This window comes from Bdellovibrio bacteriovorus str. Tiberius (assembly GCF_000317895.1).
Lineage (GTDB): Bacteria > Bdellovibrionota > Bdellovibrionia > Bdellovibrionales > Bdellovibrionaceae > Bdellovibrio > Bdellovibrio bacteriovorus_F.
The window spans coordinates 2425095-2448356 of record NC_019567.1; the positions used below are offsets into that span (position 1 = coordinate 2425095).

Annotated in this window: 20 protein-coding genes; 5 read left to right on the top strand and 15 right to left on the bottom strand. The window is 50.6% G+C overall.

Annotated elements, in window-relative coordinates:
- Positions 1–58: 58 nt before the first annotated feature.
- The 4 genes from BDT_RS11610 to BDT_RS11625 all read right to left on the bottom strand — a co-directional run bounded on the left by BDT_RS11610 (position 59) and on the right by BDT_RS11625 (position 6251).
- Positions 59–1237, bottom strand: coding sequence for a THUMP domain-containing class I SAM-dependent RNA methyltransferase (locus BDT_RS11610; protein ID WP_080602389.1), 1179 nt, complete (start codon positions 1235–1237; stop codon positions 59–61).
- A gap of 168 nt (positions 1238–1405) precedes the next feature.
- On the bottom strand, positions 1406–2470 hold the full coding sequence (locus tag BDT_RS11615; RefSeq protein ID WP_015091439.1) for a hypothetical protein: 1065 nt from the start codon (positions 2468–2470) through the stop codon (positions 1406–1408).
- A gap of 15 nt (positions 2471–2485) precedes the next feature.
- Positions 2486–4894 (bottom strand): hypothetical protein, encoded by a 2409-nt coding sequence (locus BDT_RS11620; RefSeq protein WP_235046101.1) that lies wholly within the window; start codon positions 4892–4894, stop codon positions 2486–2488.
- Positions 4884–6251: a hypothetical protein gene (locus BDT_RS11625; RefSeq protein WP_041577752.1), complete on the bottom strand. Its 1368-nt coding sequence runs from the start codon at positions 6249–6251 to the stop codon at positions 4884–4886. The genes BDT_RS11620 and BDT_RS11625 overlap by 11 nt, the downstream gene beginning before the upstream one ends.
- A 195-nt stretch (positions 6252–6446) precedes the next feature.
- On the opposite strand from BDT_RS11625, the gene BDT_RS11630 reads away from it, so the two are divergent.
- Positions 6447–7418, top strand: a complete 972-nt coding sequence (locus tag BDT_RS11630; RefSeq protein ID WP_015091442.1) for a glycosyltransferase family 9 protein — start codon at positions 6447–6449, stop codon at positions 7416–7418.
- Positions 7415–8707, top strand: a complete 1293-nt coding sequence (locus BDT_RS11635) for a 3-deoxy-D-manno-octulosonic acid transferase (protein ID WP_015091443.1) — start codon at positions 7415–7417, stop codon at positions 8705–8707. Before BDT_RS11630 ends, BDT_RS11635 begins: the two co-directional genes overlap by 4 nt.
- 197 nt (positions 8708–8904) lie before the next feature.
- On the opposite strand, the gene BDT_RS11640 is transcribed toward BDT_RS11635, so the two are convergent.
- From BDT_RS11640 to BDT_RS11685, 10 genes are all read right to left on the bottom strand, one after another.
- Entirely contained in the window at positions 8905–9927 is a 1023-nt protein-coding gene (locus BDT_RS11640; protein ID WP_015091444.1) for a VWA domain-containing protein, read from the bottom strand.
- A 2-nt stretch (positions 9928–9929) separates the two neighbouring features.
- Complete coding sequence (locus BDT_RS11645) at positions 9930–11525, bottom strand: tetratricopeptide repeat protein (RefSeq protein WP_041577756.1); 1596 nt, start codon at positions 11523–11525, stop codon at positions 9930–9932.
- Positions 11522–12229: an outer membrane beta-barrel domain-containing protein gene (locus BDT_RS11650; RefSeq protein ID WP_015091446.1), complete on the bottom strand. Its 708-nt coding sequence runs from the start codon at positions 12227–12229 to the stop codon at positions 11522–11524. The genes BDT_RS11645 and BDT_RS11650 overlap by 4 nt, the downstream gene beginning before the upstream one ends.
- A complete protein-coding gene (locus BDT_RS11655) occupies positions 12226–13386 on the bottom strand; it encodes a hypothetical protein (protein ID WP_015091447.1) in 1161 nt (386 codons plus the stop codon). The genes BDT_RS11650 and BDT_RS11655 overlap by 4 nt, the downstream gene beginning before the upstream one ends.
- Before the next feature lie 3 nt (positions 13387–13389).
- Positions 13390–14520 carry an AgmX/PglI C-terminal domain-containing protein gene (locus BDT_RS11660; RefSeq protein ID WP_015091448.1) on the bottom strand — a complete coding sequence of 377 codons (1131 nt, stop codon included), beginning with the start codon at positions 14518–14520 and terminating at the stop codon, positions 13390–13392.
- The gene (locus tag BDT_RS11665) at positions 14517–14783 is read right to left on the bottom strand and encodes a hypothetical protein (protein ID WP_011164794.1); all 267 of its coding nucleotides are present in this window, start codon (positions 14781–14783) and stop codon (positions 14517–14519) included. Before BDT_RS11665 ends, BDT_RS11660 begins: the two co-directional genes overlap by 4 nt.
- Entirely contained in the window at positions 14780–17770 is a 2991-nt protein-coding gene (locus BDT_RS11670) for a tetratricopeptide repeat protein (protein ID WP_015091449.1), read from the bottom strand. The genes BDT_RS11665 and BDT_RS11670 overlap by 4 nt, the downstream gene beginning before the upstream one ends.
- Before the next feature lie 74 nt (positions 17771–17844).
- Positions 17845–18342, bottom strand: coding sequence for an ExbD/TolR family protein (locus tag BDT_RS11675; protein ID WP_235046102.1), 498 nt, complete (start codon positions 18340–18342; stop codon positions 17845–17847).
- A gap of 10 nt (positions 18343–18352) precedes the next feature.
- Positions 18353–18808, bottom strand: coding sequence for an ExbD/TolR family protein (locus BDT_RS11680; protein ID WP_015091451.1), 456 nt, complete (start codon positions 18806–18808; stop codon positions 18353–18355).
- A gap of 16 nt (positions 18809–18824) precedes the next feature.
- Entirely contained in the window at positions 18825–19529 is a 705-nt protein-coding gene (locus BDT_RS11685) for a MotA/TolQ/ExbB proton channel family protein (protein WP_080602390.1), read from the bottom strand.
- A gap of 390 nt (positions 19530–19919) precedes the next feature.
- Between BDT_RS11685 and BDT_RS11690 the strand changes: the two genes are divergently transcribed.
- The 3 genes from BDT_RS11690 to BDT_RS11700 all read left to right on the top strand — a co-directional run bounded on the left by BDT_RS11690 (position 19920) and on the right by BDT_RS11700 (position 22177).
- Positions 19920–21248, top strand: a complete 1329-nt coding sequence (locus BDT_RS11690; protein ID WP_015091453.1) for a chloride channel protein — start codon at positions 19920–19922, stop codon at positions 21246–21248.
- Positions 21245–21616 (top strand): hypothetical protein, encoded by a 372-nt coding sequence (locus BDT_RS11695; RefSeq protein WP_015091454.1) that lies wholly within the window; start codon positions 21245–21247, stop codon positions 21614–21616. The genes BDT_RS11690 and BDT_RS11695 overlap by 4 nt, the downstream gene beginning before the upstream one ends.
- A gap of 90 nt (positions 21617–21706) precedes the next feature.
- Complete coding sequence (locus BDT_RS11700; RefSeq protein WP_235046103.1) at positions 21707–22177, top strand: hypothetical protein; 471 nt, start codon at positions 21707–21709, stop codon at positions 22175–22177.
- 72 nt (positions 22178–22249) lie between these two features.
- Here BDT_RS11700 and BDT_RS11705 read toward each other — a convergent pair whose 3' ends face one another.
- On the bottom strand, positions 22250–23251 hold the full coding sequence (locus tag BDT_RS11705; protein ID WP_015091456.1) for an HNH endonuclease: 1002 nt from the start codon (positions 23249–23251) through the stop codon (positions 22250–22252).
- Positions 23252–23262: the final 11 nt, after the last annotated feature.

Sequence of the window (23262 nt, forward strand, 5' to 3'; positions counted from 1 at the left end):
CCTTTTCCGCCAGTGGGTCCGTCGATTCCTTCAATAATTCTAACCAATTCCTGAAAATTTACAGACGTGTCAAAACAGTGAACAGGCAGCGCAAGCCGCCATTGTTGATTTTAACCTCTTTAAGCAGTTTATAGCCTGCTGGCACCGTCCCAAGGCGCTCTTTTTCAGGGTAAAGAATACCCAGCTTCAGGGGATTATGACGCTCACAGAGAAGCTTGGCCAGGGCCTTCAGGCCCCCGCTTCCAGCCACCGGAAGACGTTCTCCGTAGGGCGGATTTACCACCAGCCACGAAGCCCCGACATCCTCACTGACCTCCAAAGAATTGCCATGGATGAACTTGTGAGGCGCTTTCACAAATGCCGCCTTTTGCACGGCTTGAAGCTGACGCTCGACTTCACTGAAGTTTCCTTCCGCCGCCGGAATCATGTCGGCATCAATATCCAAGCCCACATAAGCCCTAAAAGGATGCGCTGCTGGCAGCTTGTAATTCAGAGCAAAACTGGAGGACTGGAAAAGCTTCGGGGCGCGCTTCCATTTTTTGAAAGCAAAGTCCCGGACAAACTGACCGGCCCACAGGGCGCGCGCCTCGCACAGGAAGGTGCCTGAACCCATCATTGGATCCAACAATGTGATCTGAGCTGTTTCCGCAGGGCTGCTGTTACCGATGATTTCTTTCAGCAGGATCGCCGCCAAAGTTTCACGCAAAGGAGCTTCACCTTTAAGTGTCGCCCAGCCGCGCTTGTGCAGATGCTCGCCCGTGGAATCAAGGCTGATCGTGCAGGTGTCATCATCCATGCGGATATAAATGCTGGCGCAGGTTTCTTTGCCTTTAACACCTTTGAACAACTCTGTCAGGGCCGCTTCGGCACTTTCCTGCAGACGCTTTTCATTATTCAGACGACTTTTTTGCGCAGCCACTTCCCACTCGACATGGGCGTGCGGCAGGAAATCAATCCACGGCAGGGATTTGAATTTCTGATAGAACTTGGGCAGATCTTTCGCCTTAAACGAAGTCATGCGCAGTAAAATACGATTGGCCGTTTTCAGGAAAAAATTCAGCTGCAACCCAATGAACAACTCCGTCTCGAACTCGAAACCACCCTCAAGCACAGTGACTTCCGGGAACGGCAAAGAGTGAGGTTTGGCGTCTTTCCCCAACAGGAACGGCCAAACTTCTTTCATTTCAGCCAAAGCCAACTTTTCAAAATCCAATGGTGTTGCAACGAAAAATCTCATGGGATCAACCTACACTGGCCGACGCACCATCGCCAGAAAAAACAACCAGGCACCTTTTCAAGGCCCCAGATGCAAGGCGGAGGAGGCCCGCGCAGCGAAGGCGTGCTTTCGGCACGTCGTAGCGAGCAGGCCGAACGACAACGCCGTCAGATGGGGTCTTGGCTGCACTCAGAAACGCCAGTAGGCATCGAATAAAAGGTAGTAGCCGTCTTCCGGGGCGTATTTTAGCGAGGTGATGTCGGTCGAGTTCAGCGAGAAGCTTAGATGGAACTGGTCCCAGATCTTAACATAGCTGAGATAACCCCCGACAGCTTTGGATTCGAAGTTGTACGACGGCCCCAGCAAGACGCGATCCCAGTCGTCGAGAATAAATTCATAGCCCGTCTGGAAAGAGCTTGTTCCCAGGGACTTGATCGCGGTGGCATTGGCGGCGTCTTCAAAGCTGAACAGGGCCACGGACAAAAGCGTGTGCGAAACCACACTTTCGGAAGAAATCGAATCCCAATAGATATTCAAGTTCAAGGTCGAACGGTTTTCATTCGGAATGCGCGCAAAGTTCAAACCGCCGGCAAAGTTGTTGGAAGCGGACTGATACAAGCGCGTTTTGATCGTGGCATTGTAGGCACCCAGAATGTCCGCCGGGATGATGGAAGAAACCGTCAGCCACTCTTTCCAGCCATAGTTCACCTGACCAAACCACGTGATCAGGAATTCATCCTCCCACAGGGTTTCGGCCGTCTCACCCACCGCAATACCTTGGGTGAACAAAGGCTTGTATTTGGACGAGGTTTCTTTCGTGCCCTTTTTGATAATCAGGTCGGTAGTGCCTTTATAACGATTGTTTTCAGAGCTTAAATCCAAATGCATGACCTGATCGCCAATCTGGATAAAGTTCATGCGGGACTGGCGCTGAAGCTCGCAAATCAGCTCATAGGTGCCGTCTTGCTTGTTTTCGATACCGGTCACTTCAACAAAGCCCACGATGCCCACAGAAGGCGTCTGGGATTCAATGGCCACCATTTCACCGATATACCAGTCACTGGCGGTGGTAACCACACGCAGGGTCTTATTATCTATGAAGGAATCAATGCGCCCGCGGGCTTCGGGCTGGGGCTTTGGCATTTCCATCGCGGGTTCGCGCAGAATAATAGGAACCTCTTCATCCATCGAGGATGAAGCCTGTGCCATAAAGGACACAAAACAGATTGTCAGCACCAGAATAAGCCGCAGCATGTTCCGGAGCCTAACCTAGTTTTCCACCTTGTTCAATTGGTCCTTGAGGGTGCCGAAAAGACGGGCGATTTCCATGCGCTGGGCATCGTCGATGCCCCACATCTTTTTAAACTGGAAGCCAGCAATGCCGCCCGCCCCCGGAATTTCGCCATAGAACACCAAATGCGCAAAACCTTCCTTGATCAGGAACTCGTAGGTGCCCGGATTCACCTTTTTAAAGAAGGACATAAATCTTGGCGCCGAGGCATAAACTTCGTCGACGGACAGGCCCTGGTTGTTGTCAGTGTCGTAAATCACCATGATGGTTTCAATGTAGTGTAAAATCGTGACCATCGTGCGCACATTGGCGGTTTCAATAAGGCCCGGACGCTGAGTTGGCGTCACTGAAGCTGCCAGGACATAGTCAAAGAACTGCTTCCATTGCGCGGCATTCAATCCGCGCACATAGTTCACCATGCCCGGCATGTTCGCGAAATACACGCCAATGTGTTTGCGCAATTGTTCACGGAAGCAGTCTTCTTTGTAGTAGTTAAATCCAAAGACGTCTTTTTCCTCAATCGCGCACTGAGCCAGCTTCATATGATCAGACACGGCATTGGACGTTCCAAGACCGGCCGAGAACAGCGTCGTCACAAATTCAAAGGTCTCTTTCTGGTCCATGCCGTCGTTGCCGTTACCACTGAAGGTGAAGAAATTCGCCTCCAGGAAGCTGCGAGAACCGGAATTCGCTGAGCGCGGGTCAAAGGCCTTCAGATCCAAACCCAGTTCCTGGAAGTCTTCATACCAGGACACCAGACCTTTTTCGCTCATCTGGGACTGGCTAAGGCGGCCGCCGACATTATCGGCATAACCCAGCATCAGCATACGCGACAAAACACGCATCAAGTTGAACTTGGTCAAAGCGGCCCAGCTTTGTTTTGTCTGATTGCCCGTGGCAGAAATGATCAAACGGCCGTCACCATTGAAATTCACCATGGTCGGATTCTTGATCAGGTCGCCAATGTCAGCCCACGCGTTTTCCAAAGCCTTTTGTTCAAAGGCGTCGTCGGTCAGACCTTTTTCAATCACATAGGATTTATTGAACTTGTTGTAGTATTCAATCAACTGCTTTTGCGTGACTCCACCACCCAGCTCTGCCATCGGAATATTGTCGATAAAGCTCTGATGCAGGCGGAAGATATTCAGTTCACGCTGGATGCTCATAATGTGCTTTTTCTCAAGCCCCAGCAAGCTGCGGGAATCCGCCACGCGCGCCGGATCCAGAATCTTCATCAGCACGGCTTTATAGGTCTTAATCAAAGACTTCGGCTGAATCATGTCGGTCGCGGAAGGCAGTATCTGATTGATCAGATTGTCGATGTCTTCCACGGGAATGCGGCCCGAGGCCTTCATCTGGTGAGAGTTCAACAACAATCCCAGCCCTTGCGTCAGGAACTGGCTGGTCTGACGGACTTTGGCGGCATTCGTGAATTCAAAATCACCAATGACATAATGATATTTCAAAGCCAGCTCGTACAGATCCAATAAAGTATCAAGACTTTCACTCCACTGATAAAGGCCGGCGAAATGCGCACGACGACCCATCAATACGACTTTAACGGATTCCACCATCGGAACCCACTGACTGTATTTCTGGTAAGGCGCAAAGGGTTCTTCACCGCGAATGAATTCGGCAAAGCCAGACAAGGCTTTTTTGGCATCTTCGAAGCTGTAATCAGACTTGGCGATCTGGGTTTTTTCCAGCAGACGCTGCAAAGATCTGCGCAACTGATCCACGGCCGCGGAAATCTGTTCCCACTCGGTTTTGTCAGACTGATTTTGATTCAACAGCAATTTTACGTGCGGCGACAGCTCGATGGATTCATCACGCAAAAGCCCCAGGATTTCAACCAGACGCACGATCTCGTCTTTGGTGATATGACTGGTGGATCCACCCAAAAGCGCACGTTTGATTTTCATCAGCTCGGCCGCAAATTCCGGGGTCACGTTGTTCTTTTTCAGGAAGTACTTGCCAAAGAACCGGCGCATTTCCTCGACGGTATAAGCGTTTTCCAAAGAGCCAAAAGTTTTTTTATTAAAGTAATTCAAAGCATCCGTCATACAGTCAAAGCCCTGACGAATTTCTGATTCCTTGGCTTCACCGACCGAGAATTTTTCCAAATGCTGTGGAATCACCTGAAGACAGGCAAAACGAGTATCCGAGAATTCAATCACTTCCGGCTCAGCCTTCTTCCCATTCAAGAAGTCACTACAGCCCACAGAAGACAGACCAAAAGAAGCAACCAAAACAAAACCAACCACACGCCAAGAAATGGCCATAAAGGCCTCAAATCCAAGGCGCAAGGAGAAAGCCGTACTCTTGTACGGCGCCGACGCAGCAACGCCGGAGTTGAGGTTTTTAGGACCGTTTCGCTTAGAAGACATAAGCGGCTCCTAACATCAGGCGGTCGTTGTTTTCGAATTGGGCGATATCGTTTTGATTTTCCTGGCTTGCGGGTTCCGCCTTCACCATCTGCATTTCGCCAATGAAGGACCACAGGCCTGACAGGCGGAATCTGGCGCTGACACGGATCAGATCAAACTTGTTTTTCTCGGAATGAGTATAGCTGACCTTGGTGATCAGCTTCTTCGTGCGTTTGAAGCTGAAGTTCCCCATCAACGACAACTGCGTTGCCTGCTGATACGGGTAACGGGTCATCAATGGCGCGCGGTTTTCATTGGCAAGTTCACCCTCTTCAGTGACTTTGCCGCCATAGATTTCCAGGTGCTGCAAGGCCACGCCGAAATAAGAGTTCGTCCACTCGACAAACGGGCTGACCAAAACGGCGTCTTCAAATGTCGGATGGGTCCACTTTTCTTCAAAAATCTCGTCTTTACTTGGCTTGTCGTACAGGCCGCTGATACCCACGCGCAAACGGTCGGACTTATAACTGATATCGCCACCCACCAACGAGTGATAGAAGACCTGAGGCTGTAAATTCACCGCACCTTTAAGTTCGGCGACATTCAGATTTCCTTCATAACCGATGGCCAATTGATTGGATGGTTTATAGGTATAAGCCAGCTGTCCGCGCAGCCCTTGCGGGTCGCCAAAGGCCAGCTTCAGACCAAAGGAATTTTGCAAGACCACTTCAGTCTCTGACGGTTTTTCGAAAGTATAATCAATGGCGGTGGCTTCTTCCCAGATACGGATGCTTTCTGGCGGACGGCGGAACCATGGGTTCCCCTTCACGAAGCTGCCATTTTCAATATCAAAGCTAGGCCCCTGATCCGGAATATAAATGGGTGAAGCAAACAACAACAGTGTGTAATACGGCTTATCAACCTGCCAGAATATTCCGGTCAGACCCTGGCTTTCGGCGTTCAATGGATTCCACTTGAATAAAGGTTCCCACACACCCAGATCCCAGCGGGCATCCAGCTCATTCCACAGCATTTTTTTGCGACCCATATAGAAATTCTCAGTTTCACTGAGTCGCGTTTCCAGATAGAACTCGGAAATATTCAGGTAATTCAACAACGGAGCACCGATTGCCACCCCACCAGAAACGTCCATTTTAAATGGCGCTTCGCTAAAGGTGTCGCTTTTTAACTGGGCTCCAACAAACTGATAATTGGTCTTTTCCGCGGCCTCAAAGGTCGGGCTGATGAAAGAATCCGAGAATAAACGCATCTCGGTCTGCACCTGCGCAGACGCAAAAAACGGGGTCAAAACCAGCAGCATGAACCCGATTAAAGATGTGTTAAGGGTCCCCAAAACGGGGACTTGTTTGAAAGCCATGGGCCTCCCATCAATGAGCTTTACTTCAATGCCCATGCCCGGCCAGAACGCCTATAGGCGAATACCCTTTCCACCTTTTAAACAAGTGACCTTTTTCGGCGCCTTTGATAGATTAGTCCCATGTTGGTACGGGACCCTAATAGTGCTAAATTTTTAATCATTCGCTTTTCCAGCTTTGGAGATGTCGTTCAGACTTTGAGCGTTCCTTCGGCTATCAAAGAAACCTATCCGAATGCAGAGATCCACTGGGTCACTCGCAAGGACATGGCCCCTTTGCTAAAAAATCATCCCAACATCCAACGCATTTGGGAGTTTGACCGCAAGGCGGGCTTGTCAGGCCTGATCAAACTGTGCCTGCAAATGCGCAAGGAAGGCTTCACGCACATTTACGACGCTCACAACAACATGCGCTCACGCGTGATTTCCTGGATTTTGCGTCCCCTGGGAATCCTGGGCGTGGGTCCGAAATTCATCCGCCGTTCGATCCGTCGCTGGAAGCGTCTGCTGCTGTTTAAATTCCGCATCAACACTTTCGAAATGCCCTTCAATGGCCAGCGCGATTTGCTGGAACCACTTCAACCCTGGGGCATTTCTCGCAAAGCTCCGGCGGCTCCGCAAATCTTCCCCAGCGAAGAAAGTTTTCAAAAAGCGCGCGAGGTTCTGGGGCACTATGCCGGTTCCGTCGCATTAGCTCCGTCAGCGGCGTTTTTTTTAAAACGCTGGCCGAAAGAATACTGGCAGGAACTGATTCTGCTCTGCCCGGATCAGCGCTTTGTTCTGTTGGGAGGACCGGAAGATTCCTTTATCGAGGACATCAAAGCCGCCGCCCCGGAAAGAGTTTTGAATCTGGCCGGCAAATGCTCTTTGCAAGTCAGCTCCAGCGTTGTGGGCTTGTCTGCCGCGCTGATCAGTAACGACACAGGTCTTTTGCACGTGGCCGAACAACTGGGTCAAAAGACCATTGCGCTGATGGGCCCGGCTCCGTTTGGATTCCCGTCACGTCCATCCACCAAGATTCTTGAAATTGAACTGAAGTGCCGTCCATGCAGCAAGCACGGTCAGGGCCCTTGCGTGAATAAATTCAAATATCACCAGTGTCTGGTCGACATCACACCACAACAAGTGGCGATGGAACTAAAACAACTGCTGCAGCGGAACCAGCCATGAGCGTTTTGATTTTCTATTTCTATAAGTTCGCCATCGTGCCTCTGGCTTATTTGCTGTTACAGCTTTTGCGCCCGTTCCTGCAGGGTAAACTGCGCGAGATGATCGAGGACAAGAACAAAGGCTTTTACAAAATCAAGATCAGCGGCAATGAAGCTGAAATTGCGAAACATCGCCCTTTCTGGATTCACGCAGCCAGTGGCGAAATCGAATACGCCCGCCCGGTGATCCGTGAACTCAAGAAACAGCATCCCAACATTCCGGTGCTGGTGACGTATTCTTCCCCGTCAGCAAAAAAGATTCTGGAAAGCCTGCACGACGTTGACGTATGGTGCGCACTTCCGTGGGATCTGGATTTCCAGATGCAGGACTTTATCAAACGCTGGAACCCGCGCGTTTTGCTTTTCTCGCGCACGGACGTGTGGCCCGTACTGGTTTCTGTGACTCACAAAATGGGTATTCCATCGGCGCTGTTTTCGGCGACCTTTGCGGATAACTCTTCCCGCCTGAAAGGGATCACCCGTTATCTGACCCGTTATTCTTTGAATCATCTATCCGAAATTCACTGTGTGTCGGCTGAAGACATTCAGAATCTGGATACGCTGGGCCTGAAAGTCCCGATGCTGGTCAGCGGCGACACACGTTTTGATCAGGTCTTTCACCGTCTAGAAAATCCAAAGGCCCTGAAAAACCACCTGATCCCAAGCCCTGAAGATTTCGTCTTTATCGCAGGTTCCACCTGGGGTGAGGACGAACTGGTTCTGCTGCCAGCCCTGGAAAAGATGAAGGGCATTTACATGCGCGTGATTCTAGCACCGCACGAAACCACCCCGGCTCACATGGAACATCTGGAAAATCAGATGAAGGCTTTGGGGCTTTCCTATGTCCGTTATTCCCAGGCTGATGAATGGCCGGCAGGCAGTATTTTGCTGGTGGATCAAGTGGGCATTCTGGCTGAACTGTACACCTGGGCGGACATTGCCTTTATCGGCGGCTCTTTCAAAAAACAGGTGCACAGTGTGATGGAAGCACTGGCCGCAGGTTTACCTGTGATGGTTGGACCACACCACCGCAACAACCGCGAGGCTTTGTTCTATCAGAAAAAGAATTACTCCTCAGGCATGATCGTGCAGGTGGTTCATTCCTCAGCAGACATCGCAGTTCTGCTGCAAAGAATGAAAAAACAGCAGGAACAGATCCCGCACATCAAAGAGGAAATCAGATCCGAAATCGGCAAGAATCGAAACTCCACGCAACGAGTTCTTTCCGCCATTGAAAAAGTCATTTCCTGATAATCACACATTGACCACAACGCAGTCCGCCCTCGTAGCGATGGCGGACCGCAGAATTCACTCATCACGAACCGGCTAAAATCAGAATTAGTACATCAAAAACAAAAAAAAGACCGAACATTGCTGTTGGTCTTAGTTTGTTCATGCATTTTAGAAAGACCCCAGTAAGTGGGGTCTATTACTTAATTTACGCAAGTCTATTCAATGTCGATAGCTTCGAAATCAATCGACAAGCCAACGCCCGGCCCCTGATAGTCCCATTTGATACCTTCAGCCAGTAAAATGGAACGAGTCGCAGGTTCGTAAACCCAACCTTCCGTCACACTGTTTGGAATCACTTGAGTCCCGTATTTCACCACGATGGTTTTTTCATTCGGCGTGCGGCTTAGCTTCACAGTGCCCGCTGTACGGCGAACGATATCACGGGCGAATTCCGCCAGTTTCACACCATAGTCCGGAGCACAAAGACTCAGAACATTGGTTTGCGCTTTATCGCCGTTCACAACTGAACCCAGGAATTCTTCAAGTTTCCCGTCAAGATCCTCGCTGGAACGACAGATCTGTTGTTCAGCCAGTTTGTTGATAGCACCGTAAGCAAGAACTTTGTTCGGATCACCCTTCTTGGTGTTCAGGAACTGCTGGAAGTCCTTCGGCGAGAACGTCGACTGTTCTTTCGCATCCGTGATAAAGATCACCGCAAGGAAAGCGTCCTGACGATAGAAACCCGCATTGATGCCGGTCTCAAGTGGCGGGCTCAAGGCCGAGATCACCGGCGAGAACATCATCTCGTTATAATCCCCGTCTGTACCCACCATGATTTTGCGCGCCAGCGTGCTGACAAGGTCCGGCGTCGTGTTTTGCACGAAGGACGGAATCCCCACCAGTTTGCCGCAGGCATTGGGCTTATTGGTATAACTGCAGGACATGTCTGTCGTCAGAACACCGATGTGGTAATCCAGGATGGACACCTTGGAAATACCATCAGCAAAGGCTGCGGCATTTCGGCTTAAGTTATTCTGAGCCCCGTCCATACTGCCGGAGTTATCAATGACAAACAGAATATCAACCTTCGGATTGAAGATCGCAAAGTCCGCCGGTTTTTCAGAGACTTCCTCTTTGTTGATTTTGGCCCTGGGCACCAGCTTCGTGGATTCGTTTCCACAAGCTGTTACCATTGCAAAAGCCATCAGCAGGCTCAAAGCCTTGATTGAAGACTTCATCCTTACTCCTTCACGCTGTCTTTAGCACAGCCCTTTTTCACGTCGACTTTGAAATTGGAAAGTTCGTCGAACCAGATTTCCTTGTCGTTGGAGAAGCTCATCGCGTACTTGCCAGAAGCACCAGTGGAACCTTTTTTGGTTTCAACTGCACCGGCGTGTTTGATGAACTTGCTGGCAGAATCCACCTGCTGGATCATCTCAACTTCCACAATGCGCAGACGCTGCATCACTTGTTTGGAATCTTCAAGCTCGGCTTTAGCCAGTTCCTGCACGCGCTGATAACCCGCACCCTGGGTCATGTCTGCACGGGTTTTTACCTGATTTTTCAGGGTTTCAAACTGACCTTGCAGATTTCCGAAGGTCAAAGAACGCGCATACAGCTTTTCCGCCAGATCCGCCTCTTGATTCATGTACTGATGTCTTTTCACCAAAAGGTTCAAAACCTCATCGCGCGATGCCACTGATGGCAAAAGATGAGCGTCTTTACCCAGTTTCGCTGTACCCACCGGACCTTGCGCCAAAGCCTTCATCAGGTTTGCCACAGCCGGTTGATGAGGATCGGCACTTAGTTTTTCAAGTGCGATCAGGTGTTCGCCGAACTGACCTTTGATGGACTTCATTGTCGCCAGAACGCCCGTATAGTCACACACCTTCAGACTGGTGAAAGAGTTCAGCAGGTAAGACTCAATACCCACCCAGCCTTTGAAGTGCGGGTAAGTCAAAGTCTTGGTCAAAGCCATTGCGTTTTGCGGCTCGCCTTTTCTCATGTAAGCCCAGGCCATTTCTTCCTGTGCCTGGAACCAGTAATCCGATTTCTTGGTGATCTTTTCGTAGTACTTCAAAGATGCATCCAGGAATCCGTTTTGATAAAGCAAACGGCCCGCCGTCAGGGTCATCAGATCCTTGTCGATCGGGTTGTTTTTGGCTTTCATCAAATGTGCCAGAACCTGTGCGGCCTTGGAAGAGTCCCCTTTGATCCCAAGATTCAAAACCAGCTGCCATTGCAGGATGTTTCTTTCCTTGGAATCAACCGGGGTCTTCTTGATCAGCTCTGTCAAAGCTGCGATGTCTTCGGTGACATAGCTTTTTTGCAGAACCACAGCCATTTCCGCCGCCTGACCGAAAACTTGAGTCCAATAAGGGTTCCACGTCACCTGAGCCATGCCCCAGACCGGATCCTTGTCGTTCAGATTTTCTTTCCAAAGACTGATCACGGTGGCATCAATCTTTTCAGGATTGGAAATTGCCAAAAGGTTTTCCACGCCTGTCAGCTTCAGACCGTTTTTGTAGTTCAGGAAAGCTTCAAGCGCCTTGCCTGTTTCCGTCATCTGGAAAGCGGACTGATTGAAAGCCTGGCTCCACTGGAACAGGGCTTTTTCATAATTCTTTTCAACCAGGAACTGGAAGAAGATGTTCTGCTCAGCTGAAGACGGGTTCACCGCTTTTTTCAGCTTGGCCACTTCTTCGCTTTCCACGAACTGAGCTTGGGCAGTGCTTGTTTTGCCTTCAAGGATGCTCATCAGGTCGTCTTCAGCAAGAGCGACGCTGTTCACACCCACCAGCAAAGAAGCCACTGTCAGGGATTTAATCAACATCATAGCATCCAACCCATTTGCACAGAGGCAACGTTTGTCATCATGTTTTCTGTTTTGTCGTAGTACTCAGCTTTGTACTGTTGAGCACGGTACTCGATACGAGTCGTCAGGTTGTTGCTCAGCCAGAAGCCGAAGCCCACACCCAAAGTCGCCGCTGGAGAAGTTCCGGTGGAAAGCTCCATCTGGCCATAACCCGCAGTCAGGTAGGTGTCGAAGTGCGCCACACCCAATCTTCCGAAGCTCAGCTTCCCCACAACCGGATACCAGTTCACAAGACCCAGCGTTTCAGACTTTGGATAAACAACCTGAGGGAACAGGTATTGTGGATCCTTCGGGTTGGCTGCCGCCGCCTGGTCGGCTTTGGAAACCATCGCCTTGCCTTCCGGAGTCAGAGTGTTGAAGGAATAGTTGTATTTCACACCCACACTCCAGCTTGGATTGATGTGGTAGTGAGCGTTCAGACCCACGTTGTTGGTTTTATTGTAAGAATCCCCGCCGAACACTCCGGAAAACTCCGGCGCCAGTTCCACACGCTTGGTGCGGTTGATGAAACGGTTTTGCACCACTTCATTTTCAACTTCCGGGTTCAGGGCTTTGGCTTTCATGTACAAAGCCTCGTTGCCACCAAAAGAATCCACTTCCTGCTCGACCTGAGCATAGGAAACAGAAGACAAAAGAAGAGCAAAGATAATGCTTACTGATTTCATGGATTAGCCGCCTTTACGTTGATACGAAGATTGTGAGTGTTGGTTGCGGTCTGGATGGAGCGCGGGGAAACACTTTCGACCTTGATAGTCACAGTCAAAGTTTTTGCTGCCGTCGTCGCATCCGTTTTGATCAAACCAGCGCAATCCAGCTGAGAGCTGCTGCCATAAGCTTTTTTGCAGGTCAAAGAGCTGCCAGGCAAAGATGTTGCCACATCGTCCATGGAAACCAGGCGGATGTTGGCAAAGTTCGCCGGATCATAGATAGAGAACGCCACCTGCATGGATTCACCCGCAGTCAGGTTCGGAAGTGTTTCCATGGTCATTTTTGTCGGACGCAAACGCGGCTCAACAGTCACTTCACGTTTGTAGAAGTCAGACGGCACGCCGTGCTTGGAAACCGCCACCAGGCCAAAGCAGTAAGTACCGTATGCCAGAGTGTCTGCGTTGTTCAGATTCACAACCACAGTGCCGGTGTACTTGCCAGTGGAACCAGTCACATCCCTGATGTTCTTCACTTCAACAAAGTGAGAGATGGAATCAGTGGAATAGCTGACGGCACAGTCACGCACCTGTACGGACACGTTTTCTTTTGCGTAAGCGTCGATATCTTCAAGGGTCACAGTCATTTCGTAGGTTTTGCCAGCGATCAAAACGCCCGTGCTGCCTTCGATCGTGTTCACGATCGGCTTGGTGTAAGTGTTTTCGATGAAGAAACGAACTTCATGATTTCTTACTGACACAGTCGGATGAGTCGGAGTGGAGTCGGTCGCCAGAACCACCTTCAGGCTCATCGCCAGATTCGGCAGGCTGCCAAGCAAAGCTTTTGATGGAGTCCAGAAGAACTCTCCGGTGCTTTCATCAAATTTTGCACCCGGGAAATCCGCCAGATTCAGAACCATCATTTTGAAAGTCACGCCCGGAACCATCACGCGGCCGCCGACTTTGAACTGAACTTCAGAACCCACGCGAGCGTTCACACGTTCTGGCGCATCCACCAATAGTCCATCCTGCGGAATTGGTTTTTCCGGAACCGGTTTATTAGTGTCCGGCAGGTGTCCGTTACGAACCTGATCGGAAGCATTTGCCAATGGATCCTGCTGCATTTCGCAAGCAGTAAGGAACAAAACGCTGGTCAATAGTGCCAACAATACTTTCATTTTTTACCCCTGACCTTGTCTGCGCAAAACAAATGGATAAGTTACTTTTACATCCACGCCCCCTTGAGGCAGTGGGAACTTCCAGGTTTTCAAACGCATGGTAATACAATCTTCAACACCTTTATTCGCCATGGAAGAGCTTTCCACAGACGCGGACTTCACCAAACCGTTGCCGCCGATGGTAAAGCCCATCGCCACACGACCACTTAAGCTTGGAGTCCCCTGCAGGGCCTGCTCGTAACAGAAACGAACCTGCCCCAGGTTGCGACGGATGACTTCATCAATCGCAGAACGATCCAGACCTTGTGCCACTTCAGCTTCGGCACCCAATGGAACCGGAGCACCGCCCGCAGATCCCACCAGAGACAAGCTGCCGTAACCAGCCTGACCGCCGCCTTTACCTTTGGTGCCGTAACCGCCACCACCGGCAATGTTAGCTCCAGGGCCCAACGGAGCCGACGTGATGCCTTTGCCGTACAAAGACGTCTGCACACCACCGCTGCCGCCAGTGCCACCCAAGCCGACACCGGCTGTGGTGTTGACTGCACCCAGATTCAAACCGCCACGCTGCTTGCCGGAACGAAGGCTGCCCAAGGCAGACAAAGCACCGGAACGCTTCACCAGTTCCGCACGTTTTACCGGCATCTTGGTTGCCGTTGGATCCGCCATCATATTCGTGGTCGGAGCCACAGTGCGTTTGTGCTGTTCTTTGGCCTGAACGATCTTCACGACTTCCTGCTTTAGCTGTTCAGTCACCTTCGCGTTTTCTTTCGGAGCCAGCTTGAAGATGGAAAGAAGCAACAACAAGATGGCAATCGCCATCATCACGGAAGCTTTCAGATCTTTTTTGTCGTCAGTGCGAACCAGCAGATCCGCGGGAACGGCTTTGACTTCCTTCACCAGGCGCATCGAACCGAATTTGCCCAGCTGGACCTTCTTGTCTTTCATTTCATCAAAATCAAGGTCGGCGATGACCGAGAACTTGATTTTGTTTTTATCCAGAGCCGCTGTGTTGGTCACAACTTCCAGGCGTTTGGTGTCAAAGCGCTGAATCACCTGCGCTTTTTTCTCCGTCACCGGAATCTGGCGGGTCACATTGCCCAAATTGTCTTCAATTACCAGTCTTAAACTCATGGATTTTTCACCTCACCAAGGGTCGCAGATTGTTTCATGCGATCCTTGAAGTCTGCTCTGACGCCGATAAGGCTGTTCAGAACTTTGTCCTCTTCCACCGTGGTCACAGCTTCATCAGAAAAGTGATACTGACCGCTGACCAGAAGGTCTTCGAAGTTCACGTCCTGATTCTTTTTGGGTGCCATTTTATCAGATGCTGCTTTTTCAGGAGCCGCCTGGACGGAGCCTGCCATCACAAGCATCATCAATACGTATTTCATCATTGCTGCTTCTCCTTCACTTCGGTGTCTTTCTTAGCCAGAGTCGCCAGACGGCCTTCCAGGTATTCCACCATGGATTTGCGCTGGGCTTTTTTCTCAAGAACCAGAGCCTCTTCGATGGCGCTGGCCACGAATGGATTCTGCTTCAAGTTGGTGCGGGCTTTTTCAAGCTCGACCAGAGTTGGTTTTGTTTGTGCGGATTCCTCCGCTTTGATCTGGGCTACCGCCGCAGTCCAGGTGGCTTTTTGAGCCTCTGGCGCGATTGCCGCTACGGCTTCCACTTCCTGGGAAGTGTACTGCGCCCACTCAGAGTTCTGAGTCGCAAACGCTTTGTAAGATTCCAGGGAACCGCTTTGTGCCCAGAACTCTTTGACTTTGGTTTCAGCCATCATCGCCGTATTCTGATTCGGAGCCACCTGCTGGGACAGGATCGTCAGGTATTCGTTTTCCTGTTCCGGAGTCAAACCCGCAGGCATTGGCAAAGACAGGGCTTCATTATAGAAGCGCGTGTTTTCTTTCGCCACCATGTCCAGAGCCAGCAACTGAGAAGACCAATCACCCGTGTTGATCGCACGGTTCGCCAAAGCTTCGGCTTTTTCAAGCAGCTTCACGCGCGCCTTCAGGCCAAGCGCAATGGTGTTCTGGTTTTTGGTGTCAACAGTGTGTGCCGCCAACGGGGCACTCAACGCCTTCAGATCCGCCAGGAAGACAATCTTTTCGATCATCACAAAGGCATCCTGTTTGGAGGCGCCTTTTTCCTTCAACGCCAGATCCAAAGCTTTGCGGTCTTTGGTGCGACCGTAAACTTCCAAAGCAGCACGGGCATAAAGGCCGTTGTTGCTTTTAAAGTACAATTTGTAAGTCTCAAGATCCTTCACCGGATTTTTCGACAAACGAATCAGTTGGGACGCAATCAAAGGCTTTTTGCTGTCATCCTTGGACTGTTTCAAATACTGGGAATAGTACTGCTGCGGGTCTTTATCCGCCAGCTCGGAATACATCGCAAGCTTCAGGACTTTGTCATCCGCCGACAGACCGGCAAAATTCATTTGTTCTGCCGTCTTCAAAGCAGTCGCAAAATCCAGTTCCAGTTCTGCGAACCAGACTTTGCGGCCCAGGGCGAATTCACGCTCTTCTGCAGTCAAAGTCTTTTCACGCAAAAGATCCTCGATCGCCACGCGGGCTTCGGTGATCTTGTTCAGTTTTTCACTCAGAAGAATCTTGTTCTTCAGGTAAACCTTGCGGTCTTCAGCACTTGCCGAAGCCGCATGGAAAGAACCCAAAGCAGCCAAAGCCTGTTCCGGCTGGTTTTCCGCCAGTTTCGCAGACTGAGTCAGGATGGATTTTTGCTGGATTTGCTGGAAGTCCGCTTTTTTATCAGCAAACTTGCCCGCGTATTCTGCGGACCATGCCATAATGCGAGCGTCGTCTTTCAGCAATGCCAAAGCATCCAGAGAAAGTTCCGCAGCTTGTGTACGAATCGCAGCACTGCCTTGCGTGTTCAAAGCCAGTTGTTTCAACTGGTCCGCCGCAACGGCATAGTCGCCTTTCTGATAGATCGCATAGGTCTTCTGATATTGAACATCGAAGGACTTCTGTTTCAGAACCGAGTTCTGAAGATAGCCATCCTGAGCCGCAACCAACAGACTTGCATCTTTGGATTTTTCAGCATTTTCGATGCCCAAAAGCAGGTTCTTCTCAAGCTTTTCAGCTTGGGATTTTTTAGCTGCCGCATCTTTTTCAACATTGTATTTAGCCAGGATCACTTTGTTCGCCAATGCAGTCCACTGCGCCGCCTGGGCATAGCTGCCTGCTGTCGCCGCGGCCTGAGCACCCCAAACATACATGTCTTCATCTTCAGCAAACACCTGGAAATATTCCTGGTACGCCGTCAAAAGCTCTGCACTTGGCTTGCTGTTTTCCAGACGGTTCCAGCCCACGATGAATTGACGAAGACCTTTGGCTGATTCTTCGCAGGTCGCAGCCGTACAATCAGTAGCGCCCCAAAGGCCCAAAGCCGTCTGATAGGATTTTGCCGCAGCTGAAGTGTTTTTAAGATCGAAGTTCAACTGCGCCATACGCACCTGGGCTTCCAGACGCATTTTTGGATCGCTTTGTTTTTGGTAAACATAGTCCCAGGTTTTCAAAGCCTGGTCTTTTTGTCCCAGACGCAAGCCTTCGCGGGCCAGCATCGTCACCTGTTGCAGCTTGAACTGTTCCGGAGAAAGGCTGTACAGAGTTTCTGCATCGCCGTCCTTGATTCCGCGCGCGGCCATGAAGGTCGCCATATCGCGGGAAACTTCTTCCAGGAACTGCACATCAGCCACACCACGGGAAGCCGCCATGCGGGACTGCAATTTCGGATTCTTCAGAATAACCTGAAGCTGAGCGATAGAAGCATCCATGTTCCCCTGACGGAAAGAGCACCAGGCACGGCGGTATGCCGCCAAACCTTGAGAGCTCGCCCCTTCAGTTGCCAGAACCTTGTCATACAAACCCGCAGCTTTTGCAAAGTCAGACTGACGGAAAGCCATTTCCGCCAAAGACAGATTGGCTTCAGCCATCTCAATTGCCGTGGTCATGCCAGCATTGGCAAGCATGGCCTGATAGCTTTTTTCCGCAAGGTCATTACGGCCTTGAAGCTCGTACAGGTGGCCCATTTGCAAGTGAACCTTCGCCACGGAAGTGGGAGGAACTTTGGCAAGTGCTTCTGTATAATAAGTCAGTGCTTTATCACGGTCTTTGCCACCGGCGGTACAAACCGTGCAGCCGTCAGCAAGTTCCTTCATGGAAAGCTGGCGACTGCGTTCAGCGTGAAGATCGGCCAGGCGCAAAAGCACAGCGGCCCGGGCCGGATCTGCCGGCGCCAAGCCCAATTGCACTTGAGTCAGTTTTTGGATCAGAAGGTCTTGAGTCGACCCCGAGGCCATGGCGTGAGGGGCCGCAGCCACCCCAACAGTCATGGAGAAAATTAAAAGTCCTTTTTTCATTGTCGAGACCCCCTCTGTCTCTAAACTACTTGGCAGATTTTACTGAATGCCTATTTCATGAATTACTTCATGAGTTACTTCATAACTACGGCAAACTTGATATCGCTGTAGCCCGCTTGATTCATGCCCAGAATAATCTGGTTCAGGAAGTCGTACTTCACACGACGATCCGCCTGGATGGTCGCGGTTCCCGGGAACTCCGTATTCGGATGCAGCTCCTGGTACTTTTTGCGGATTTCAAGCAGCTCGGCGGTGATCGTGTTGGCATTCACCAGTTTGTCCTCAATGAAGATTTTGCCGTCTTCAACTTTGATAACCGGATTTCTTTCCAGTACGTCAGCCATGTGCGCTTTAGGAAGTTCCTGCCCCTTGCCGATCATCAGAATGTCGCCCGTACTGGAGAAATTCATCAGAAGGAAGATCACAAGAATAGAGAAAGCATCAATCAGTGCAGTCAACAATAGATCCGCAGCGATCTGCCTTTTCATTTTGGCGCCGCGCGGACTGATCGTGGATTGCCCCTCGATCATTCCGGTCAGCACTGAATGTTTTAAAATTCCATCAGTAACCACAAAACCCCCACTATAATGGAGAAACGCCAAGATCTGTCATGCCGGTTTTCTTAAGCTTGTCCATCACGTCGATGATTTCCTCGTACGCGGTGGAAGCTGTCGGCTGAATCAGTCCTGTGTTCAAAGATGGCTCGACCTGTTTCAGATTGGTCAAAGCCTTTTCCAACCCTGCCCAGTTCACTTGTTTGCCCTCGTGAGCAACGCGAAACTTGCGCAAAGATGCCGGCACCAGAGAGCTTTGCTGCACCTCCAGATCCAGATCTCCGGTGGCCGTCATGCGAACCCAGACCAGAGGACTTTTCTTAGTGTCCTCCTGAGCCTGCCCGCCAACCGCCTGTTTCACGTTCATCGATCCGACGTTCAACCACACAGCGGTGATCAAAAGAAAACAGATCGATACCGACAGCAAGTCGATGAACGGAATAAGGTTGACCTCAAAATCCAGATGCTTCTTGGAGTGTTTCATTGAACCCCCTTAAAAACTAAGCATCCAGCTCAGCAGCGCGCTCGGATTTGGAAGTTTTGATGTTGTAGGAAGTCATTGGCTCGTAAGAGTAGCTCAGCCAATTGTAAACTTTTAGCCCCGCCTGATTCAGGTCTTCTGCCAGACGATTTGCACGGTTCTGAAGGATTGCGTAAGCAACCAGAGCCGGAATCGCAGTGATCAGACCGTAAGCAGTCGCATTCATCGCCTCAGAGATACCCGCAGAAAGCAAAGATGCTTTTTCAGCAGGATTGGCAAACGCCACGGCTGCGAAAGATGCGATCATACCAGAGATCGTACCCAACAAACCCGTCAGGGTCGCCACGTTACCGAACATTGTCAGGAAGCCTGTGCGGTGATCCAAAGCTGCGTTTTCCTGAATAAGAACTTCATCCATTTTACCCTGGATTTCTTCTTTGCCACCCAGGTTGCGAGCCGCAGTTGCACCTGCTGCAATCGCGCGAGCCACTGGATTTGTTGCCATAGCCGCTTGGGATTTGGAAATCACGGCATCCATTTCACCGCGACGGATGGACTCTTCAAAGCCCATTGCAAAGTCAAATTGAGTGATTTTACGACGAACGAACAAAGCGTAAGCTCTTTCGATCATGATTGCGATAGACGCGACTTGAATAAGCAAGATTGGCCACATCCAGAAACCACCGTGTTCGAATGCTACTGCCATTTTTGTCAGAAACTCCATGTGTTACCCCCTCATTAATGTAACGTTTCAATTACAGACCATGGTCGAGCAAATCGTAAAGAGACAAATGCAAGATGACACAACACAATATTATTTTTAGGTCAGGGAATAGTTGGCGAAACGAACGATTTACTCCTCCAAGCAAGTCGCGATCCTCTTACTGTACAAACAAGTTTCTCGAATGAAAAATTGCTTTTATGCAGTTTCCGATTTCACGCTTCTCCACCCCCAAGCCCTCGCCACACATGGCGGAACAAAATTATTTTTATGTTGGTGCATATTATAGATATAAATCCATGACACACCGTTTCGATGCAAAGCCTCATGCATTGACCCCTCACAGTGACAGGCGGAAGTTCTGTCGCACTGTCTGACCGCCTGGGAGTTTTAGTGTATTCAAATGAGTTGAAGCAACGTCGTCGTATTCTGTTAATCTGTGTTTTGAGCTGTCTGGTGGCTATCGCCAGTGTTCTGGTGGCAAAGCTGCTGCTTTTGGGAATTGCCCTGTTCACAAACCTTTTCTATTTCCAAACATTCTCTGTGGCAGAAAGCAATCCCGCAGACAACACCCTTGGAGCCTGGGCTGTCGTGGTGCCGGTCATCGGTGGTTTGATTGTCGGAGCCATGGCAAGATTTGGATCTGCCAGCATCCGCGGTCATGGCATTCCTGAAGCCATGGAAAACATCCTGCAAAAAGAAAGTCGCATCCCCCGTCGCATCACATTCCTAAAGCCCTTGTCATCAGCCATCGCCATTGGCTCCGGCGGCCCTTTCGGCGCTGAAGGCCCGATCATCGCCACCGGCGGCGCCCTGGGATCCTGGCTGGGACAGATTGTGCCGGTCAGCGCTTACGAACGAAAAATCATACTGGCCTCCGGCGCGGCGGCAGGGATGACTGCGATCTTTGGCACACCGTTGTCGGCAGTCTTGCTGGCAATCGAACTGCTCCTTTTTGAATACCGTCCCAAATCTTTTGTTCCCGTGGCGCTGGCGACCGCGGTGGCGGCGACTTTGCGTTCAGCCTTTATGCACACGGAAGCTTTCTTCACCATGCCACCTATTCAGGCCCCGGACATGACCGGGCTGCTGACATATCTGGCGTTTGGCGCGGTCATGGGATTGCTGGCGGTCGTTGTCACGAAGTCCATTTACTGGGTGGAAGACCACTTTGAAAAAATCCCGGTTCACTGGATGTGGTGGCCCGCACTGGGCGGACTGGCGGTGGGCATTATCGGCCTGATTGAGCCACGCTCTTTGGGTGTGGGCTATGGCAATATCTCGCTGAGTCTTGCTGGCAGTCTTACTGTTGGCGCCGCCGCAAGTATCTTTGTATGGAAGTTCCTTGCCTGGGCCATTGCACTGGGAAGCGGAACATCCGGCGGGACCCTGGCGCCACTGCTGACTTTGGGCGCCGCTTTCGGATTTATCATTGGAACGCTGCTGGCTCGATTCGCTCCCGAACTGCACACGGATGTAAACACCATGGCCCTGATTGGAATGGCCGCCCTGTTTGCCGGATCTTCACGTGCACTCTTGGCATCCGTCCTGTTCGCCCTGGAAGGAACCAAACAACCCGTGGGTCTGGTTCCGTTGCTGGGGTGCTGTTGTATTGCTTATTTGATTTCCACCGTGATTATGAAAAACTCTATCATGACTGAAAAAATCGCACGCCGGGGCCTTAAGGTTCCCCATGAATACTACGGAGGATCCCACTCATGAGTCAGCAACGCATTCAAGCCACCGCCGGCAGCGATCATGTCGAGTACGGCACCGCCGACATCCGCTCGTACTCCCCGCGTGAAGTTCTGATCAAGTCATTGCAAAAGTTAGGAATGTTCTGGGGCCTGGCGATTTTCAGTATTCTGCTTCCAGTGGCGCACTTTGTTCTGACGCCTTTGTTTTTTATTCTGGGAATTTATCTGTCTGTGCGCGCGCGTAAATTCCGTCACGAGATCTTGTCGGGCTCGATCCACTGCCCGCATTGCAGGACGCCGGTGACAATTGGCAAAGCCGCTTTTTTTGAGGAACACACGGAAATCTGCCAGAACTGCGCATCGGTTGTCCGTATTTCAATACCTGAAGCCTAGCTAGCCATAAAACGTCACTGGCATTATAAAAATTCACCTTGCTGAATTTTCACGGGCACCATGGGGGCGACTTTGATAGATTTTGCCCTTATGGCAAAAATCCTGATCGCCCTTATCATCAGCCTTTCTTCTGTTGCGCAAGCAGCAGACCCACTCTGCTATCAAAAAGAGCGCAACCCGAACACCCGTCAGGCCTTTGCCAGCGCTGATGAATACGATGCGTTCCGTTCTGACTGGGCTGACCAGAATCCTGGTGCTGGAAACCCGTTTTCTTTGATCAAGGCCTACAACGTTTACAAGAGCGAAAAAACCAAGGCCGAAAAGATGGGCACAGACAAACTGGCTCATTGTTACATTGGTTGCCGTATTTCTCAGGAAACCAGCTATCACACAGCGGACTATGTGGGCTGGCTGAAAGAAGACCGCGACATCACCGACTGCAATTATAAAACCCGCTTTGATGAAGACGACTACAAGGCCACCGCTCGTGGTGCACAGTTTGGCGAATCCGCCAGAGACGCAGCGGCCTGCGAGAGCTCTTGCAAGCAGGTCTATAAGTAAAAATAGAACTGGAAAATTATTGTCCTTCAGAGCTTACTTACTTCTATTTTCCTAAGAGCTCTTCAGTACAACCTATATCTTGGCTTTGATGCCAATTCCCATCCGTCTGGCTTCCGCCAGATTATGCGTGCGACAAAGCACCCTCAAGTTTTCAGCTCTATCGCTTCCACCCAGCGCAACAGGAATGCGGTGGTCAATTTGAAGCTGATAGCTGCTTTGGCATTTCTTCCCGCTGAAGGTGTCTCTGTATTCACAGCGATATTGTGCTTTTTTGAACAGTTCACGCCGCAGCCCTCGGGGCAGATAACTCCGGCTCCTTTTTACCCCGGTTTCTCTGGGCTCTTTAGGTTCGTCGTCCTCAGCTCCATTCCCAACGCAGTCCGCCGCCGCTACGATGGCGGACTGAGTCACGGCGATCCTCCCTTCCAACTTCTTTTTATTAAAAACTTCAGCGAGCTTTCCGATAACTTGAGCCCAGGTTCCTTCTATGCAGACATGACTTAGCAGACTTTTTGACAATTCCAGTTGGGAAAAATGTTCTTTCGTTAGCGTGACTAAGAGTCGAACGGAGTCATCCCGCTGTGGAGTTAACATTTCATAACTCTCAATGGGCACATTCATCTCTTGAGCCAAAGTCTTTTCTGTTTCAAATGTGTTTTTATCTTCAATTTTTTGAAGGACCTCCAAAGTCTTGGTCACCGTCAGGATTTCGCCCCTGTCCTCGCTTTTAGCAAGGCACTTTTGCATCTTGGTCAATTGGCTCAGGTTCAGACTGCCGCTCTCAATTTTATTTGCGATCTGCGGAACCTGCGCCAGCAGCCGTGCAGAGTGCAAGCGACGATAAGCCGAGCCTTCAGAATAACCCAAACCACGGGTAAGGTAGGGAAACATTCCGTCATACCCCAATTCCGCATAAAGTTTACGGGCTTCAATTTCGGCAATATGCAAAAGAATCAAATGAGTGATTTTCCGCTCCGTCCTTACAAGATTCTGCATCCTGGACAAAAGCTCACTGTTGGAAATAAGGCTGAGATTGATTTGCGAGGCTCCCACTGCAGCTACGACTTCGTTCATTTCTCCCCCAA

Excerpts from the sequence above, each read along its gene's own strand:
- BDT_RS11610 (WP_080602389.1), bottom strand. The coding sequence starts at position 1,237 with ATGAGATTTTTCGTTGCAACACCATTGGATTTTGAAAAGTTGGCTTTG.
- BDT_RS11615 (WP_015091439.1), bottom strand. The coding sequence starts at position 2,470 with ATGCTGCGGCTTATTCTGGTGCTGACAATCTGTTTTGTGTCCTTTATG.
- BDT_RS11620 (WP_235046101.1), bottom strand. The coding sequence starts at position 4,894 with ATGTCTTCTAAGCGAAACGGTCCTAAAAACCTCAACTCCGGCGTTGCT.
- BDT_RS11625 (WP_041577752.1), bottom strand. The coding sequence starts at position 6,251 with ATGGCTTTCAAACAAGTCCCCGTTTTGGGGACCCTTAACACATCTTTA.
- BDT_RS11635 (WP_015091443.1), top strand. The coding sequence starts at position 7,415 with ATGAGCGTTTTGATTTTCTATTTCTATAAGTTCGCCATCGTGCCTCTG.
- BDT_RS11640 (WP_015091444.1), bottom strand. The coding sequence starts at position 9,927 with ATGAAGTCTTCAATCAAGGCTTTGAGCCTGCTGATGGCTTTTGCAATG.
- BDT_RS11645 (WP_041577756.1), bottom strand. The coding sequence starts at position 11,525 with ATGATGTTGATTAAATCCCTGACAGTGGCTTCTTTGCTGGTGGGTGTG.
- BDT_RS11650 (WP_015091446.1), bottom strand. The coding sequence starts at position 12,229 with ATGAAATCAGTAAGCATTATCTTTGCTCTTCTTTTGTCTTCTGTTTCC.
- BDT_RS11655 (WP_015091447.1), bottom strand. The coding sequence starts at position 13,386 with ATGAAAGTATTGTTGGCACTATTGACCAGCGTTTTGTTCCTTACTGCT.
- BDT_RS11660 (WP_015091448.1), bottom strand. The coding sequence starts at position 14,520 with ATGAGTTTAAGACTGGTAATTGAAGACAATTTGGGCAATGTGACCCGC.
- BDT_RS11665 (WP_011164794.1), bottom strand. The coding sequence starts at position 14,783 with ATGATGAAATACGTATTGATGATGCTTGTGATGGCAGGCTCCGTCCAG.
- BDT_RS11670 (WP_015091449.1), bottom strand. The coding sequence starts at position 17,770 with ATGAAAAAAGGACTTTTAATTTTCTCCATGACTGTTGGGGTGGCTGCG.
- BDT_RS11680 (WP_015091451.1), bottom strand. The coding sequence starts at position 18,808 with ATGAAACACTCCAAGAAGCATCTGGATTTTGAGGTCAACCTTATTCCG.
- BDT_RS11685 (WP_080602390.1), bottom strand. The coding sequence starts at position 19,529 with ATGGAGTTTCTGACAAAAATGGCAGTAGCATTCGAACACGGTGGTTTC.
- BDT_RS11695 (WP_015091454.1), top strand. The coding sequence starts at position 21,245 with ATGAGTCAGCAACGCATTCAAGCCACCGCCGGCAGCGATCATGTCGAG.
- BDT_RS11700 (WP_235046103.1), top strand. The coding sequence starts at position 21,707 with ATGGCAAAAATCCTGATCGCCCTTATCATCAGCCTTTCTTCTGTTGCG.
- BDT_RS11705 (WP_015091456.1), bottom strand. The coding sequence starts at position 23,251 with ATGAACGAAGTCGTAGCTGCAGTGGGAGCCTCGCAAATCAATCTCAGC.